Below are 16223 nucleotides of genomic sequence, written 5' to 3' on the forward strand. Positions count from 1 at the left end.
GTGCTGATGGCGAAGCTGCTGAACCTGTGCAGTAAGAACAAAATCAACCCGCTTATCGGTTCGGCGGGGGTGTCGGCGGTGCCGATGGCGGCCCGCGTATCGAACAAAGTGGGCCTGGAGTCGGACGCACAGAACTTCCTGCTGATGCACGCGATGGGCCCGAACGTGGCGGGGGTTATCGGTTCGGCCATTGCCGCGGGCGTGATGCTCAAGTACGTGCTGGCAATGTAATCCAATCTAATCGGGAGCAGTGATTCTGTTCCCGCAAAATGAGGACACAGTAATGAGTGAAATGGTTGCGTTTCGGCAAGGTACATCCATGCCATCCAGAGAAACCATCTTGCGCTATGTTGTTGAGACGGTGAATCAGATAACTGAGCTTGAGCCAGCGCTGCATTTGCTGCCGTGGTCCGGCGTCAACTCAGCAATACATGAGCAACGTTTTGCACAGTGTTACGACGAGGGGCTTTGTGCCGCACAGACGTCGGCACCGAATGTTCCGCAGGGGATTCTGCCATCAACCGATTGGGCTCAGGGTATCGGGTTACTCTGTTTTGCCGCAGGGTATATGAGCGCAGGCGAGCGGCCATTAACACACAATCAGTTATGCGATTTCGTCAAACAGGCGGCTGTTGGTTTATCGCCGATTGAGGGGGAGGCGGCGAGCGGTTTCTCGACGGTACGTAGTATTGCATTACCCGTATTCAGGCGATTGCAACGCGATGGTCACGCGTCTCGGGTCCTGCTGTTACAAACGTTGCTGCATCTGGTCGCCTGGAAAAGCGCATCGCAGTATGCGCGTCAACAGGCGCAACGACTGCTCTGGATGGGCGGCATTTTGGGGGAAGGGGGGGAGCATAGCCTGCTTGTACTGGATAAGGCGCTGCGTGAAGAAGCCGTCGGGGAGAAAAGTCTCCCCGCTCTGCTGATCTTCACGAGTTTCCTGGCACATTTTCCGGCAGGGCCAGTCTTTATTGACTAGTCGTCGAACGACGCGGGCAAAAGCCGCGTCGTTTTAGTCCGACGCCGGGTATTCCTGCACCGTCACCTGGAACGTGAGTTGCTTATCATCCCGCATTACCACGACCGGAATGACGGAGCCCGGGCGGATTTCCGCCACCTGATCCATCGTCTCCAGCGCGGACACGGCGGGTTTATTATTGACCGAAATAATCAAATCATTAACCTGAATACCGGCAAGCGCGGCGGGGCCGTTTGGCGTCACTTCATTAACGACAATGCCCTGAATCGGGTCCATGCCGCTACCCTGCTGCGCGTGCAGCGGCGCGATTTCTCGTCCGCCAATACCGATATAGCCGCGAATCACGCGACCGTCGCGGATAAGCTTATCCATAATTTTCGTGGCTAGCTGGAAGGGAATCGCAAAACCAAGGCCTTCCGGCGTTTCGCCATCGTTACTCTTATCAAAAGAGAGGGTGTTGATCCCCATCAGTTCGCCTAACGAGTTGACCAGCGCGCCGCCGGAATTACCGTGGTTAATCGAGGCGTCGGTCTGGAGAAAATTCTGTCGCCCCGTCGGGTTCAGGCCGATACGACCCGTTGCGCTGATGATCCCCTGGGTGATGGTCTGTCCCAGATTATATGGGTTGCCGATAGCCAGTACGACGTCGCCAATATGCGGTGTACGCTTTGTATTAATCGGGATGGTAGGCAGCCCGCCAGTGGCGTTGATCTTCAGCACCGCCAGATCGGTAAGCGAATCGGAGCCAACCAGTAGCGCTTCAAAGACGCGGCCATCCTGTAGCGCGACGATAATCTGATCGGCATCGTTAATCACGTGTTTGTTGGTAATAATATAACCGCGTTGATCCATGATCACGCCGGAACCCAGCGTGCGGATCTCCAGTTGATTATGCGCGGTACTGTTCATACTGCGGTTATAGACGTTGACGACGGCAGGCGCGGCGCGGCGAACCGCAAAATTATAACTGGCTGGCGTCTCATCGGTACTGTCGAATTGCGGGACGGCGATAGGATTAATTTTGCGCAAAGAAGGCATGACGGCCAACAGAATAGCGCCGACAATTAAACCTATTGCGACCGAACGTAAGAGCTTCACAAACATGATGGAGGCGTCGTTAAAAAAGGGAACGGCAGCAGCATACCATGAGTTAACCGGACATCACATCGCAGGCTGATGCCCGGTTTAAGACAGGATTAGCGCAGCAATAGATAAATGTTCTCGTTGCCGCGTACTACCTGAAGAGCAATGATGGACGGTTTTGCCGCCATCACTTTGCGCATTTCGGCGATAGAACTGATGCGATCGCGATTAACGCCGATGATAACATCATCTTTTTGCAAACCGGCCTGCGCGGCAGGACTGCTTTTTTCGACGCTATCAACCTTAACGCCTTTCGTCCCGTCTTTCAGTTGGCCGTCGCTCAACGTCGCGCCTTGCAACGCCGGGGCGATCATTTCGGCGCTGGCGGAAGAAGAGGTATTGGAATCCAGCGTGACTTCCACCTCCAGCGGCTTACCATCGCGCAGCAGGCCCAGCTTCACTTTCGTGCCCGGTTCGGTGGTGGCGATACGTGAACGCAGTTCGGCAAAGCTATTCAGCGGCTTACCGTTAAGACTGATAATCACGTCTCCGGATTTCACCCCGGCCTTCGCCGAACCTGAATTGGGTAAAACCTCGCTGACAAAAGCGCCACGCTGAACGTTCAGTTTGAATGCCTTAGCGATATCAGCGGTCATTTCAGTGCCTTTAATTCCCAGCAATCCGCGTTTGATTTCGCCGAACTGAATCAACTGCTGCGCCAGCGTCTGCGCCATATTGGAAGGAATAGCAAAGCCAATGCCGATGCTCCCGCCCCCTGGCGCGAGGATCGCGGTATTAATCCCGATAAGCTCGCCGTTCAGGTTAAGCAGCGCGCCGCCGGAGTTGCCGCGGTTAATAGAGGCATCGGTTTGAATAAAGTTCTCAAGCCCTTCCAGATTAAGCCCGCTGCGTCCCAGCGCTGAAATAATCCCGGAGGTGGCGGTTTGCCCAAGGCCAAACGGATTACCGACCGCCACGGCGAAATCGCCGACGCGGAGTTTGTCGGAATCGGCGATGGCAATTTGCGTTAACTTGCTGGGATTCTGAATTTGTAACAGAGCGATATCGCTCTGGTCGTCGCCGCCGATCAGCTTCGCGTCGAATTCGCGTCCGTCATTCAGTTGAATGCTGATCTTCTGTGCCTGATTAATCACATGATTATTGGTTAATACATAGCCTTTCGCGGCATCGATAATCACCCCCGAACCGAGTCCTTCAAACGGCTGGGACGGCTGGTCTGGCAGATCCTCGCCAAAGAATTTTTTAAACTCCTCCGGCACTTTTTGGCTCTGGGCGGCGGTTCCCTCGACTTTTACGCTGACGACAGCAGGCAGCACTTTCTCCAGCATAGGGGCAAGGCTTGGCAGCGTCGCCTGGCCTGGCACCTGGCCTGGTATCGATGCAAGGGCTGGAAACGGCGCCGAAAGAGTTAACCCGACACTTAACGCTAATGCACTTAACAGCTGGGTGTGTTTTTTCATGGATGCTGCTCTCGTACCTTGAATGAACGGATAGACAATTCAAAACAGATTGATGTTATTGAATTTTCAGCCTGGTAACAATGATAATAGCTGGGACAGGAAAGATAGAGAGAGGGCGCAAGCGATGCGCCCGATAAATTTCTTAACGGCGTGCGATTAATCGCGCTTTGCGCCGCTACGTAACAGGCCAGACGCGCCTTCAGAATAATCACGTGGCATTTGTACTGGCGCCTGATCGTTGCTCGCCTCAGACTCCGCCAGACGGTTACGGAACGGATTCGACTCCGCAGACATTTCCGGCAGCAGGCTGCTGGAGCTTTTCGCCATATGCTGGTACAGCTGGCGGTAATCATGCGCCATGGTATCCAGCAGTTCCGCGCTGCGAGCAAAGTGGCTAACCAGCTCTTCACGGTACTCTTCCAGCTCAGCTTTGTTTTTTTCCAGTTCGTACTGCAATGCCTGCTGTTGACGTAACTTACGATTACCAAAACGCATGGCCACGGCACCAATGATGATACCGACGACTAATCCAATTAGCGCATATTCCCAGGTCATGAACATCTCCCGTTGTCTTATGTTTCCGTAGGGTGTTGGCTCCAGGCTCCATGCCCGCGCCTGATTATGCCACTATAACCGCTAATTCCGTAGAAGTGGAATCCCGACAGCATATCGCGTAGTGTAGAACGGCCTTTTTTTCGTCAGCCGTGAACGACGGCACATCGATTTTCAAGGAATAACAATAACATTATGCAAAGCCTTTCCCCTACATCGCGTTATCTCCAGGCACTCAACGAAGGCACCCATCAGCCTGACGACGTACAGAAAGAGGCGGTCGACCGTCTGGAAACCCTTTATCAGGCGCTCACCGCGAAAAAATCGTCGGCTACGCCACCCGGCGGACTGATAGCGCGACTGGGGAAATTATTAGGCAAAAACGAACCGGACGCGCAAATACCGGTTCGCGGGCTGTATATGTGGGGGGGCGTGGGTCGCGGCAAAACCTGGCTCATGGATCTCTTCTACCACAGCCTGCCGGGTGAGCGAAAATTACGCCTGCATTTTCATCGGTTTATGCTGCGCGTGCATGAAGAACTTACCGCGCTACAGGGACAGATCGATCCGTTAGACATTATTGCCGATCGGTTTAAAACCGAGACGGACGTACTGTGTTTCGATGAGTTTTTCGTCACCGATATTACCGACGCCATGCTGCTGGGCGGTTTAATGAAAGCGCTGTTTGCACGCGGCATTACGCTGGTCGCGACCTCCAATATTCCGCCGGATGAACTCTACCGCAACGGTTTGCAACGCGCCCGCTTCCTGCCGGCTATCGATGCCATTAAACAGCACTGCGACATTATGAATGTGGACGCCGGCGTCGATTACCGGCTGCGGACGCTGACGCAGGCCCATTTATGGCTAACGCCGCTTAATAATGAAACCCGGCGGCAAATGGATAAACTGTGGCTGGCGTTAGCGGGGGCCGCACGAGAACACGCTCCGACGCTGGAAATCAATCATCGCCCTTTATCCACCCTGGGCGTTGAAAACCAAACGTTAGCGGTCTCTTTCGCTACGCTGTGCGTCGAGGCCCGCAGCCAGCATGATTACATTGCGCTCTCAAGGTTATTTCACTCGGTTCTGCTGTTTGACGTGCCGGTCATGACGCCGCTGATGGAGAACGAAGCGCGCCGCTTTATTGCGCTGGTGGATGAGTTTTACGAGCGCCACGTTAAGCTGGTGGTCAGCGCCGCCGCACCGTTATATGAAATTTATCAGGGGGAACGGCTCAAGTTTGAATTTCAGCGCTGTCTGTCACGCCTGCAAGAGATGCAGAGTGCGGAGTACCTCAAGCGGGAGCATATGCCGTAAGCCGGACAAGCGCAGCGCCCCGGCATTATGCGGTATTATATCTGTGCAACTTCCCCGACCGAGGGTGAACCAGGCCTGAACAAAACCCGCGGCAAATCGCAAAAAGGGGTCGATCTTTGACCTAGACTTCTCTATAATCCTGCGACCCCACGTTACAAGAGAGTTTTTTCCCAAACTTTCTCTGTGCCGGCCAAACATATCCGAGGGGGTAGGTTTACCGGACTTTGTCGTGTGAACCTCAACTATTTAAAACGTTTGGGTGTTCACCAACGTGTAACTTATTTATTTGGGTAAGCTTTTAATGAAAACTTTTACAGCTAAACCAGAAACCGTAAAACGCGACTGGTATGTTGTTGACGCGACCGGTAAAACTCTGGGCCGTCTGGCTACTGAACTGGCTCGTCGCCTGCGCGGTAAGCACAAAGCGGAATACACTCCGCACGTAGATACTGGTGATTACATCATCGTTCTGAACGCTGACAAAGTTGCTGTAACCGGCAACAAGCGTACTGACAAAGTGTACTATCACCACACCGGCCACATCGGTGGTATCAAACAAGCGACCTTTGAAGAGATGATTGCCCGCCGTCCTGAGCGTGTGATTGAAATCGCGGTTAAAGGCATGCTGCCAAAAGGCCCGCTGGGTCGTGCTATGTTCCGTAAACTGAAAGTTTACGCGGGCAACGAGCACAACCACGCGGCACAGCAACCGCAAGTTCTTGACATCTAATCGGGATTATAGGCAATGGCTGAAAATCAATACTACGGCACTGGTCGCCGCAAAAGTTCCGCAGCTCGCGTTTTCATCAAACCGGGCAACGGTAAAATCGTTATCAACCAACGTTCTCTGGAACAGTACTTCGGTCGTGAAACTGCCCGCATGGTAGTTCGTCAGCCGCTGGAACTGGTCGACATGGTTGAGAAACTGGATCTGTACATCACTGTTAAAGGTGGTGGTATCTCTGGTCAGGCTGGTGCGATCCGTCACGGTATCACCCGCGCTCTGATGGAGTACGACGAGTCCCTGCGTGGCGAACTGCGTAAAGCTGGCTTCGTTACTCGTGACGCTCGTCAGGTTGAACGTAAGAAAGTCGGCCTGCGTAAAGCACGTCGTCGTCCGCAGTTCTCCAAACGTTAATGGGGTTCTGCTTCGGCAGACAACTGTTAGCGAAAAAACCCGCTTCGGCGGGTTTTTTTATGGGCAATGCATTTCTGTCACGATGAAATGCGGATTGTTGTCTCTTTTTCCCCATTTCCAGAATCGACTCACCACAAAGGTCACAAAATCTGGTAAACTATCATCCAATTTTCTGCCCAAATAGCGGGGAATGTTCATTTTTTGTCTCGTTTCTGAGCAATGATGGCTTTTTTCGCCCTGGGTGACATAACATCTGGCTGGTCACATTGTGGCTGGTAGCAGTAAAAATTCTGAATATACCTGGAGGTTTTCATGGCTGTCGCTGCCAACAAACGTTCGGTAATGACGCTGTTTTCTGGTCCTACTGACATCTATAGCCATCAGGTCCGCATTGTGTTGGCTGAAAAGGGTGTTAGTTTTGAGATCGAACATGTGGAAAAGGACAATCCACCTCAGGATCTGATTGACCTCAACCCGAATCAAAGCGTTCCGACACTGGTGGATCGTGAGCTGACCCTGTGGGAATCTCGCATCATTATGGAATATCTGGATGAGCGTTTCCCTCATCCGCCGCTGATGCCGGTTTATCCGGTCGCGCGCGGTGAAAGCCGTCTGTACATGCACCGTATTGAAAAAGACTGGTATACGCTGATGAACGTCATCGTAAACGGGTCTGCTTCCGAGGCCGACTCTGCGCGTAAACAACTGCGTGAAGAGCTGCTGGCGATTGCGCCGGTATTTGGTCAGAAACCGTATTTCCTGAGCGACGAATTCAGCCTGGTTGATTGCTACCTGGCGCCTCTCCTGTGGCGTTTACCGCAGTTGGGTATTGAATTCAGCGGCGCAGGGGCGAAAGAGCTGAAAGGCTATATGACCCGCGTCTTTGAACGTGATTCTTTCCTGGCTTCTTTAACCGAAGCTGAACGTGAAATGCGCCTCGGTCGGGGTTAACCTGTATGGATTTGTCACAGTTGACGCCGCGTCGTCCTTATCTGTTGCGTGCTTTCTACGAGTGGTTGCTGGATAACCAGTTGACCCCGCATCTGGTGGTGGATGTGATGCTGCCTGGCGTGCATGTCCCTATGGAATATGCGCGCGATGGGCAAATCGTCCTCAATATTGCGCCGCGGGCGGTAGGTAATCTGGAGCTGTCTAATGATGAAGTGCGTTTTAATGCGCGCTTCGGCGGCGTTCCCCGTCAGGTTTCTGTGCCTTTGGCTGCGGTGCTGGCGATTTACGCCCGTGAAAACGGCGCAGGCACCATGTTTGAGCCTGAAGCCGCCTATGATGAAGACGTTGTCAGCTTAAATGATGATGACAATACCGCAGGCGCGGAAAGCGAGACCGTGATGTCCGTCATTGATGGCGATAAGCCCGACCACGATGACGACAGTAGCCCTGATGACGAGCCGCCTCCGCCGCGTGGCGGACGTCCGGCGCTGCGCGTAGTAAAATAATCAACAGGCCCTGAAGGGCCTGTTTTGTTTGGTCTCCTCGCGGGTTCACCCTGCTTTTGAAGCTGTGTTACGATAAGCTTGCTATTATTTGCCACCGACCACTCATGAATGGACGTTATGAACGCATTTGATTCGCAAGCAGAAGATTCACCGACATCCCTCGGGCGTAGTTTGCGCCGCCGCCCGCTGGCGCGTAAAAAACTGTCTGAAATGGTTGAGGAAGAGCTGGAGCAGATGATCCGCCGTCATGAGTTTGGCGAGGGAGAACAGCTACCGTCTGAACGTGAATTAATGGCCTTCTTCAATGTAGGTCGTCCCTCCGTGCGTGAAGCGTTAGCTGCGCTGAAGCGTAAAGGTCTGGTGCAAATCAATAACGGCGAACGCGCCCGCGTCTCGCGCCCCTCCGCTGATACCATCATCAGTGAACTGTCGGGTATGGCGAAAGATTTTCTTACTCATCCTGGCGGCATCGCTCACTTTGAACAGCTACGGCTTTTCTTTGAATCCAGCCTGGTACGCTATGCGGCGGAACATGCTACCGACGAGCAGATCGTGTTGTTAACGAAAGCGCTGGAAATTAATAGCCAGTCGCTGGATGACAACGCGCTGTTTATTCGTTCAGATGTCGAGTTTCACCGGGTGCTGGCTGAAATTCCCGGCAATCCGATCTTTATGGCTATTCATGTTGCTCTGCTGGACTGGCTAATCGCCGCTCGCCCAAGCGTTCCCGATCGTGAGCTGCATGAACATAATAACTTGAGTTATCAACAGCATATTGTGATTGTTGATGCCATTCGCCAGCGAGATCCCGATAAAGCGGATCGCGCTCTGCAAACCCACCTCAATAGCGTTTCCGCTACCTGGCACGCGCTCGGTAAAAAAAGTCAAAAAATGCGGTAGCGATCGCACCTCCGATCCCGGTTTAGTGAAGCAGATCGCACTATAAGCGTTCTGTATTATTTGCTGCTTATTTGATCTGGTATAACAGGTATAAAGGTAGGTAGTTAATATATTCATCATCCGTAGAGGTAGGTATGGCAAAAGCATTGCAAGGCGTAATGGCGGCGTTGTTGACCCCATTTGATCATCAGCAGCAACTGGATAGCGAAAGCCTGCGCCGTCTGGTGCGTTTTAACATCGGGCAGGGTATCGACGGGCTGTACGTTGGCGGTTCCACCGGGGAAGCATTCGTACAGAGCCTTGCTGAAAGAGAGCAGGTGCTGGAGATTGTCGCCGAAGAGGCGAAGGGAAAAATCACGTTGATCGCCCATGTCGGGACAGTAAGCACCGCAGAAAGCCAGCAGCTTGCCAGCGCCGCAAAGCGTTACGGTTTTGATGCGGTCTCTGCGGTGACGCCTTTTTATTACCCTTTCAGTTTTGAAGAGCACTGTGACCACTATCGGGCAATCATTGATTCCGCAGATGGATTGCCGATGGTGGTATACAACATTCCGGCGTTAAGCGGCGTAAAACTTACCCTCGATCAGATCAATACGCTGGTGACATTACCGGGCGTGAGCGCGCTGAAGCAAACCTCCGGCGATCTCTTCCAGATGGAGCAGATCCGCCGCGCGCATCCGGATCTGGTGCTGTACAACGGTTATGACGAAATCTTCGCTTCCGGTCTGCTGGCGGGCGCGGACGGCGGTATCGGCAGCACATACAACATTATGGGTTGGCGTTATCAGGGGATTGTTCAGGCATTACGTGAGGGCGATGTGGCGAAAGCGCAGCGCCTGCAAACCGAGTGCAATAAGGTTATTGATTTACTGATTAAAACCGGCGTATTCCGTGGCCTGAAAACGGTCCTGCATTATATGGACGTGGTATCGGTGCCGCTATGTCGTAAACCGTTTGCGCCTGTTGATGAAAAATATCTGCCGGCGCTCAAGGCGCTGGCTCAACAACTGATGGAAGAAAAGGCGTAACAGCATAATGCCGGGGGCGCTACGCTTGCCCGGCCTACAACAGTGCGAACAGTAGGCCGGATAAGGCGGAGCCGCCATTCGGCATAACGACAACAAAAATCGTCGGGAGAGTAAAATGAGTACTTCTACCCAGAACATCCCGTGGTATCGCCATCTCAACCGGGCGCAGTGGCGGGCATTTTCCGCTGCCTGGCTGGGATATCTGCTTGATGGTTTTGATTTTGTGTTAATTGCTCTTGTACTGACTGAGGTACAAAGCGAATTTGGGCTGACGACGGTACAGGCGGCAAGCCTGATTTCTGCGGCTTTTATCTCTCGCTGGTTCGGCGGGTTATTACTGGGCGCGATGGGCGATCGCTATGGGCGTCGTCTGGCGATGGTCAGCAGCATCATTCTGTTTTCGGTGGGAACCCTGGCATGCGGGTTTGCGCCCGGTTACACCACCATGTTCATCGCCCGACTGGTGATTGGTATGGGCATGGCGGGCGAATATGGTTCCAGCGCGACCTATGTGATTGAAAGCTGGCCAAAACATTTACGCAATAAGGCCAGTGGTTTTCTGATTTCCGGCTTCTCCGTCGGCGCGGTCGTTGCCGCGCAGGTGTACAGCCTGGTGGTGCCTGTCTGGGGCTGGCGCGCGCTGTTTTTCATTGGCATTTTGCCAATTATCTTCGCTCTCTGGCTGCGGAAAAACATTCCGGAAGCGGAAGACTGGAAAGAGAAACACGCGGGTAAAGCGCCGGTACGCACGATGGTCGACATTCTTTATCGGGGCGAGCATCGCATCATCAACATTTTAATGACTTTCGCCGCCGCCGCTGCGCTGTGGTTCTGTTTTGCCGGTAACCTACAAAATGCTGCGATTGTGGCGGGGCTGGGACTACTGTGCGCGGTTATCTTTATCAGCTTTATGGTGCAGAGCAGCGGTAAACGCTGGCCCACTGGCGTCATGCTGATGCTGGTGGTACTGTTTGCTTTCCTCTATTCCTGGCCGATTCAGGCGCTATTACCCACTTATCTGAAAACCGAACTGGCCTACGATCCGCATACGGTGGCGAATGTCCTGTTCTTTAGCGGATTTGGCGCGGCGGTTGGTTGCTGCGTAGGCGGTTTTCTTGGCGACTGGCTGGGAACGCGTAAAGCATATGTCTGTAGCCTGCTGGCCTCGCAAATCCTCATTATTCCGGTCTTTGCGATTGGCGGCACAAACGTCTGGGTTCTGGGTCTGCTACTGTTTTTCCAACAGATGTTGGGGCAGGGGATTGCCGGGATTCTGCCGAAACTGATCGGCGGTTACTTCGATACCGATCAGCGCGCGGCGGGGCTGGGCTTTACTTATAACGTCGGCGCGCTCGGCGGCGCGCTGGCGCCGATCCTGGGAGCGCTGATCGCTCAACGTCTGGATCTGGGCACTGCGCTGGCATCGCTCTCTTTCAGCCTGACGTTTGTCGTGATCCTGCTTATTGGGCTTGATATGCCGTCTCGCGTACAGCGTTGGCTACGTCCGGAAGCGTTACGCACCCACGATGCTATCGACGACAAACCGTTCAGCGGAGCCGTACCGCTTGGCAGTGGTAAAGGTGCCTTTGTAAAAACGAAAAGTTAATCCGCTTGCCCGGTTTTAAACCGGGCAATATTTGTAAGGGAGTAGTATGTCGTTACTTGAACAACTGGATAAAAATATTGCCGCTTCTGGCGGCCTGATTGTCTCCTGCCAGCCCGTTCCGGGCAGTCCGCTGGATAAGCCGGAGATTGTAGCGGCAATGGCGTTGGCGGCGGAACAGGCGGGCGCGGTTGCGGTGCGTATTGAAGGCATAGACAACCTGCGCGTGGCCCGCTCGCTCGTTTCGGTACCCATTATCGGCATTATCAAACGCGATCTGGACGACTCTCCAGTGCGCATTACCCCTTTTCTCGACGATGTAGATGCGCTGGCACAGGCCGGCGCAGCTATTATCGCCGTTGATGGAACCGCTCGGCAACGGCCGGTAGCCGTTGAGGCGTTGTTGGCGCGCATTCATCACCACCATCTACTGGCGATGGCCGACTGCTCATCCGTGGACGATGGTCTCGCCTGCCAACGGTTGGGCGCGGACATTATCGGCACGACAATGTCCGGCTACACCACCCCCGATACGCCGGAGGAACCCGATCTGCCCTTAGTCAAAGCGTTGCATGACGCCGGATGCCGGGTAATAGCCGAAGGGCGCTATAACTCGCCAGCACTGGCGGCGGAGGCGATCCGCTATGGCGCATGGGCGGTGACGGTGGGGTCCGCCATTACACGTCTGGAACATATCTGTGGATGGTATAACGACGCATTAAAAAAGGCGGCGTCATGACTACGTTAGCAATCGATATTGGCGGTACTAAACTTGCCGCCGCGCTCATCGACAACAACTTGCGCATTAGCCAGCGTCGCGAGCTACCGACCCCCGCGAGCAAAACGCTGGATGCGTTACGTGAAGCATTAAAGGCGCTGGTTGAACCACTACGGGCAGAGGCGCGTCAGGTAGCGATAGCTTCTACCGGGATCATTCAGGAAGGGATGCTGCTGGCGCTAAACCCCCATAATCTGGGCGGCTTGCTACACTTTCCGTTAGTACAAACACTGGAAGCGATCGCTGGCCTGCCGACGCTGGCGGTGAACGACGCGCAGGCGGCGGCCTGGGCGGAGTATCACGCGCTCCCTGATGATATCCGCGATATGGTATTTATCACCGTTTCAACCGGCGTTGGCGGCGGCGTTGTCTGCGACGGCAAGCTCCTTACCGGAAAAGGCGGTCTGGCCGGGCACCTGGGACACACCCTGGCGGACCCACACGGGCCCGTATGCGGCTGTGGACGCGTTGGCTGCGTAGAGGCCATCGCCTCCGGACGAGGGATGGCCGCGGCGGCGCGGGACGATCTGGCGGGATGCGACGCCAAAACCCTATTTATTCGCGCTGGCGAAGGTCATCAGCAGGCGCGACATCTGGTAAGCCAATCCGCGCAGGTAATAGCGCGAATGATCGCCGATGTGAAAGCGATTACCGACTGCCAGTGTGTGGTCATTGGCGGCAGCGTAGGGTTAGCTGAGGGATACCTGGAGCAGGTTCGCGCGTTTTTGATGCAAGAGCCTGCGCCTTATCACGTGGCGCTGAGCGCCGCTCGATATCGGCATGACGCAGGATTATTAGGCGCTGCGTTGTTAGCTCAAGGAGACACATTATGATGATGGGGGAAGTACAGTCGTTGCCTTCTTGCGGGTTGCATCCGCGACTGCTGGATGCCTTGACTCTCGCGCTGGCGGCAAGGCCGCAGGAGAAAGCGCCGGGGCGCTATGAATTGCAGGGCGACAATATCTTTATGAATGTAATGCAGTTAACGACGCAAATGCCGGCCGAGAAGAAAGCGGAATTGCATGAACAATACATTGATATTCAGCTACTACTAACCGGCGTCGAGCGTATTGCGTTTGGGATGTCCGGTGCCGCTCGCCAGTGCGAGGAGATGCATGTTGAAGAGGATTACCAGCTTTGTAGTCAAATTGCCGACGAGCAGACTATTACGCTGCAAGCGGGGATGTTTGCTGTGTTTATGCCGGGAGAACCGCATAAACCGGGATGTGCAGTGGGTGAGCCAGATGACATCAAAAAAGTGGTAGTGAAAGTACGCGCCAGTCTGCTGGCGGCCTGAATCTCTTGCCGGAGCAGTCTTCCGAACGCAGCCCCTTACGGGGCTGCGTGGTGAATGTGCCGGAGAGCGCGGGTATGACGGGTTAACGCTTAAACGTCACGGCTTCCGGCTGGGTCAGGTGCAGCGTCGTCTGGCTCGGCACCGTCTCGGCAATCACCCGCCCGTGGCGAATCGAGTAACGGGCAGGCGTCTGGCGACGTACCGCATCGAATCCATTCTCAGCGGGTAAGATAACCAGATTCGCGGCATTGCCGACGCTCAGACCGTAGTCCTGTAAATGCAGGGTTTTTGCGCTGTGGGTAGTGATCAGATTTAACCCGTCGTTGATTTGCCCATACCCCATCAACTGGCAAACGTGTAACCCCATATGCAGCACCTGCAGCATATTGGCGGTGCCTAATGGATACCACGGGTCGAAGACGTCATCATGGCCAAAGCAGACGTTGATCCCCGCTTCCAGCATCTCTTTCACCCGCGTGACGCCACGACGTTTCGGGTAAGTGTCAAACCGTCCTTGCAGATGAATATTCACCAGCGGGTTGGCGACGAAGTTAATCCCCGACATTTTCAACAGGCGGAACAAGCGTGACGCATACGCGCCGTTGTACGAGTGCATAGCCGTGGTATGGCTGGCGGTCACGCGCGCCCCCATGCCATCACGATGCGCCAGCGCCGCGACCGTTTCGACAAAGCGAGACTGCTCGTCATCAATTTCGTCGCAGTGCACATCGATCAAGCGATCGTATTTCTGCGCCAGGGCGAAGGTTTTGTGCAGCGATTCAACGCCATATTCCCGCGTGAACTCAAAGTGCGGAATGGCGCCAATAACGTCAGCGCCCAAACGCACGGCTTCCTCTAACAGCGCTTCACCGTTAGGATAAGACAGAATACCTTCTTGCGGAAAGGCGACAATTTGCAGGTCTACCCACGGCGCAACCTCTTGCTTCACTTCCAGCATGGCTTTCAGCGCGGTGAGCGTAGGATCTGAAACGTCAACGTGAGTACGAACGTACTGGATGCCGTTAGCCATCTGCCATTTCAGGGTCTGCATCGCGCGCGCTTTCACATCTTCATGCGTGAGCATTGCTTTACGTTCTGCCCAGCGCTCAATCCCTTCAAACAGTGTGCCGGACTGGTTCCAGCTCGGTTCACCCGCCGTTTGCGTGGTATCCAGGTGGATATGTGGCTCAACAAACGGTGGAATAGCCAGACCGCCTTCGGCATCAAGCACTTCGCCCTGCGGTAACGATGCGGCTTCCTGAGGCTCAATCCGGCTAAAGCGCCCGTTTTCAATCGTAATCTGCCATAATCCTTCGTGTCCCTGCAGACGCGCCTGACGAATGGTGATGTTATTGTTCTGCATGGCTGACCTCTGGTGATTTAGCAAGGCTGCGGTTGAAAAGTGGATTCAGCAGGATATAGCTGAAGACGCCGCCGAGTACGGCGTTGACGGGCACAATACCAGGAACATAATGTCCGGCGGCGATGCCCAGCGCGACGGAAAGAATAGCAATCCAGTTAACGGGAATAAAGCGCACGGTGTTGAAGTCGGCATAGCGGCGACGGTTCAACAGATAGTCGGCAATAATCACTCCGCCAATCGGTGGGATGGCAGATGACAGGAACGTCAGCCAGCCGACAAAATTATTGTAAAGCCACAGCGCGCACACGGTACCGATAATCCCGTTCACCACCGACAGCGTACGGCTGGAAAGACCGGTAATATTGGCGAAGCCCAGACCCGATGCGTACAGCGCGTTATCGTTGGTGGTCCAGATATTCAGGCCAAGCACCACAATCGCGGGCAGCAGCAGCCCCTGCGCTATCATCACGTCAGAGATATCCGCCTGACCGACGGCGGCTGCGCCTGCCGCGCCAAAGATAAACATCAGCGAGTTGCCGAGGAAAAAAGCGACCATCGCAATCAGTACGGCGCTTTTGGCATGACGCCCGAAGCGGACGAAGTCGGCGGTCAATGTACCGGCGCTGACAAACGATCCCACCACCAGCGCCAGCGCGCTGGAAAAATCCAGCGGCGTCTGCGGCACTATCGTTTTTAAATGCTCCAGCCCACCCACGCCGCTGATCGCCAGCCAGACGGAGTAGCTGCCCAGAATAACGATCGCGGGTACGGCAATGATAGACAAAATGGTCAACGCCGAGATGCCGAAAAAAATGGTCAGGGTCATCAGTAGACCCGAAACGGCAATCAGAATATTGGCATCAATGCCCGTCGCTTTACTGACCGGAATAGCGAACATCGCTACGCCAACGCCAAACCAGCCTACCTGTGTGCCGCCTAGCAGCAGCGAGGGAAGCCATGATCCTTTAACGCCAAAGGAGTAACGTGCAAGGAGGTGGGTGGAGAGTCCGGTTTTTGCGCCGATGTAGCCAAGAAATGCAGTGTAGATACCGAGGAGGAGATTACCGAAGAGAACTGCGAGGAAGAAATCATTATAAGAAAGACCGGTGCCGAGTGTCCCTCCGGTCCACATACTGGCGGAAAAAAACGTTAAACCCAACATGACAAACGTCAGTGGAATCACGCCCTTCCGCGCCGCCAGAGGGACGGGGCCCTGGCTATAATTGTTGTCCTGCGACACA

General features: G+C 54.4%; 18 protein-coding genes. 13 read left to right on the forward strand and 5 right to left on the reverse strand.

All coding sequences use genetic code 11. The annotated features are described in order from the left end of the window. Positions 1 to 231: sodium ion-translocating decarboxylase subunit beta (locus ACLJNW_RS07495; protein WP_139654397.1), on the forward strand; the 231-nt coding region annotated here is incomplete at its 5' end. A gap of 19 nt (positions 232 to 250) precedes the next feature. Next, positions 251 to 982: a triphosphoribosyl-dephospho-CoA synthase gene (locus ACLJNW_RS07500; protein WP_024154679.1), complete on the forward strand. Its 732-nt coding sequence runs from the start codon at positions 251 to 253 to the stop codon at positions 980 to 982. 33 nt (positions 983 to 1015) lie between these two features. On the opposite strand, the gene degS is transcribed toward ACLJNW_RS07500, so the two are convergent. The 3 genes from degS to zapG all read right to left on the reverse strand — a co-directional run bounded on the left by degS (position 1016) and on the right by zapG (position 4101). Continuing rightward, positions 1016 to 2086, reverse strand: a complete 1071-nt coding sequence (degS, locus tag ACLJNW_RS07505; protein WP_023204565.1) for an outer membrane-stress sensor serine endopeptidase DegS — start codon at positions 2084 to 2086, stop codon at positions 1016 to 1018. A gap of 92 nt (positions 2087 to 2178) precedes the next feature. Next, the gene (gene degQ / locus ACLJNW_RS07510) at positions 2179 to 3546 is read right to left on the reverse strand and encodes a serine endoprotease DegQ (RefSeq protein WP_000716690.1); all 1368 of its coding nucleotides are present in this window, start codon (positions 3544 to 3546) and stop codon (positions 2179 to 2181) included. Positions 3547 to 3702: 156 nt separating this feature from the next. Continuing rightward, on the reverse strand, positions 3703 to 4101 hold the full coding sequence (gene zapG, locus ACLJNW_RS07515; RefSeq protein ID WP_001519074.1) for a Z-ring associated protein ZapG: 399 nt from the start codon (positions 4099 to 4101) through the stop codon (positions 3703 to 3705). A 192-nt stretch (positions 4102 to 4293) separates the two neighbouring features. On the opposite strand from zapG, the gene zapE reads away from it, so the two are divergent. The 11 genes from zapE to nanQ all read left to right on the forward strand — a co-directional run bounded on the left by zapE (position 4294) and on the right by nanQ (position 13619). Then, entirely contained in the window at positions 4294 to 5418 is a 1125-nt protein-coding gene (gene zapE / locus ACLJNW_RS07520) for a cell division protein ZapE (RefSeq protein WP_023204564.1), read from the forward strand. 301 nt (positions 5419 to 5719) lie between these two features. Beyond that, complete coding sequence (rplM, locus tag ACLJNW_RS07525; protein WP_000847559.1) at positions 5720 to 6148, forward strand: 50S ribosomal protein L13; 429 nt, start codon at positions 5720 to 5722, stop codon at positions 6146 to 6148. A gap of 15 nt (positions 6149 to 6163) precedes the next feature. Continuing rightward, complete coding sequence (rpsI, locus tag ACLJNW_RS07530; RefSeq protein ID WP_000829815.1) at positions 6164 to 6556, forward strand: 30S ribosomal protein S9; 393 nt, start codon at positions 6164 to 6166, stop codon at positions 6554 to 6556. 312 nt (positions 6557 to 6868) lie between these two features. Further along, positions 6869 to 7507: a stringent starvation protein SspA gene (sspA, locus tag ACLJNW_RS07535; RefSeq protein ID WP_000257298.1), complete on the forward strand. Its 639-nt coding sequence runs from the start codon at positions 6869 to 6871 to the stop codon at positions 7505 to 7507. A 5-nt stretch (positions 7508 to 7512) separates the two neighbouring features. After that, complete coding sequence (gene sspB, locus ACLJNW_RS07540; RefSeq protein ID WP_000366112.1) at positions 7513 to 8013, forward strand: ClpXP protease specificity-enhancing factor; 501 nt, start codon at positions 7513 to 7515, stop codon at positions 8011 to 8013. A gap of 108 nt (positions 8014 to 8121) precedes the next feature. Continuing rightward, on the forward strand, positions 8122 to 8913 hold the full coding sequence (gene nanR, locus ACLJNW_RS07545; protein WP_024154680.1) for a transcriptional regulator NanR: 792 nt from the start codon (positions 8122 to 8124) through the stop codon (positions 8911 to 8913). A 134-nt stretch (positions 8914 to 9047) separates the two neighbouring features. Further along, on the forward strand, positions 9048 to 9941 hold the full coding sequence (gene nanA / locus ACLJNW_RS07550) for an N-acetylneuraminate lyase (protein WP_001029667.1): 894 nt from the start codon (positions 9048 to 9050) through the stop codon (positions 9939 to 9941). A gap of 115 nt (positions 9942 to 10056) precedes the next feature. Further along, complete coding sequence (nanT, locus tag ACLJNW_RS07555) at positions 10057 to 11547, forward strand: sialic acid transporter NanT (RefSeq protein WP_000108071.1); 1491 nt, start codon at positions 10057 to 10059, stop codon at positions 11545 to 11547. A 46-nt stretch (positions 11548 to 11593) separates the two neighbouring features. Further along, a complete protein-coding gene (locus ACLJNW_RS07560; RefSeq protein ID WP_000054444.1) occupies positions 11594 to 12283 on the forward strand; it encodes an N-acetylmannosamine-6-phosphate 2-epimerase in 690 nt (229 codons plus the stop codon). Beyond that, a complete protein-coding gene (gene nanK / locus ACLJNW_RS07565; RefSeq protein ID WP_024154681.1) occupies positions 12280 to 13155 on the forward strand; it encodes an N-acetylmannosamine kinase in 876 nt (291 codons plus the stop codon). The genes ACLJNW_RS07560 and nanK overlap by 4 nt, the downstream gene beginning before the upstream one ends. Next, positions 13152 to 13619, forward strand: a complete 468-nt coding sequence (gene nanQ, locus ACLJNW_RS07570) for an N-acetylneuraminate anomerase (RefSeq protein ID WP_000979900.1) — start codon at positions 13152 to 13154, stop codon at positions 13617 to 13619. The genes nanK and nanQ overlap by 4 nt, the downstream gene beginning before the upstream one ends. An 82-nt stretch (positions 13620 to 13701) precedes the next feature. Here nanQ and ACLJNW_RS07575 read toward each other — a convergent pair whose 3' ends face one another. Together ACLJNW_RS07575 and codB are read right to left on the reverse strand one after the other, a co-directional pair. Continuing rightward, positions 13702 to 14982 (reverse strand): cytosine deaminase, encoded by a 1281-nt coding sequence (locus ACLJNW_RS07575; RefSeq protein WP_023204562.1) that lies wholly within the window; start codon positions 14980 to 14982, stop codon positions 13702 to 13704. After that, positions 14969 to 16222, reverse strand: coding sequence for a cytosine permease (gene codB, locus ACLJNW_RS07580; RefSeq protein WP_023204561.1), 1254 nt, complete (start codon positions 16220 to 16222; stop codon positions 14969 to 14971). Before codB ends, ACLJNW_RS07575 begins: the two co-directional genes overlap by 14 nt. Between the last annotated feature and the right edge of the window lies 1 nt (position 16223).

Source organism: Salmonella sp. SAL4457, assembly GCF_046548235.1.
GTDB classification, from domain to species: domain Bacteria; phylum Pseudomonadota; class Gammaproteobacteria; order Enterobacterales; family Enterobacteriaceae; genus Salmonella; species Salmonella enterica.

Bases quoted from the DNA above. Each gene is read 5' to 3' on its own strand.
- ACLJNW_RS07560 (WP_000054444.1), top strand. From the start codon at position 11,594: ATGTCGTTACTTGAACAACTGGATAAAAATATTGCCGCTTCTGGCGGC.
- ACLJNW_RS07575 (WP_023204562.1), bottom strand. From the start codon at position 14,982: ATGCAGAACAATAACATCACCATTCGTCAGGCGCGTCTGCAGGGACAC.
- nanQ (WP_000979900.1), top strand. From the start codon at position 13,152: ATGATGATGGGGGAAGTACAGTCGTTGCCTTCTTGCGGGTTGCATCCG.
- sspA (WP_000257298.1), top strand. From the start codon at position 6,869: ATGGCTGTCGCTGCCAACAAACGTTCGGTAATGACGCTGTTTTCTGGT.
- zapE (WP_023204564.1), top strand. From the start codon at position 4,294: ATGCAAAGCCTTTCCCCTACATCGCGTTATCTCCAGGCACTCAACGAA.
- nanK (WP_024154681.1), top strand. From the start codon at position 12,280: ATGACTACGTTAGCAATCGATATTGGCGGTACTAAACTTGCCGCCGCG.
- sspB (WP_000366112.1), top strand. From the start codon at position 7,513: ATGGATTTGTCACAGTTGACGCCGCGTCGTCCTTATCTGTTGCGTGCT.
- nanR (WP_024154680.1), top strand. From the start codon at position 8,122: ATGGACGTTATGAACGCATTTGATTCGCAAGCAGAAGATTCACCGACA.
- degS (WP_023204565.1), bottom strand. From the start codon at position 2,086: ATGTTTGTGAAGCTCTTACGTTCGGTCGCAATAGGTTTAATTGTCGGC.
- rpsI (WP_000829815.1), top strand. From the start codon at position 6,164: ATGGCTGAAAATCAATACTACGGCACTGGTCGCCGCAAAAGTTCCGCA.
- rplM (WP_000847559.1), top strand. From the start codon at position 5,720: ATGAAAACTTTTACAGCTAAACCAGAAACCGTAAAACGCGACTGGTAT.
- nanA (WP_001029667.1), top strand. From the start codon at position 9,048: ATGGCAAAAGCATTGCAAGGCGTAATGGCGGCGTTGTTGACCCCATTT.
- zapG (WP_001519074.1), bottom strand. From the start codon at position 4,101: ATGACCTGGGAATATGCGCTAATTGGATTAGTCGTCGGTATCATCATT.
- degQ (WP_000716690.1), bottom strand. From the start codon at position 3,546: ATGAAAAAACACACCCAGCTGTTAAGTGCATTAGCGTTAAGTGTCGGG.
- nanT (WP_000108071.1), top strand. From the start codon at position 10,057: ATGAGTACTTCTACCCAGAACATCCCGTGGTATCGCCATCTCAACCGG.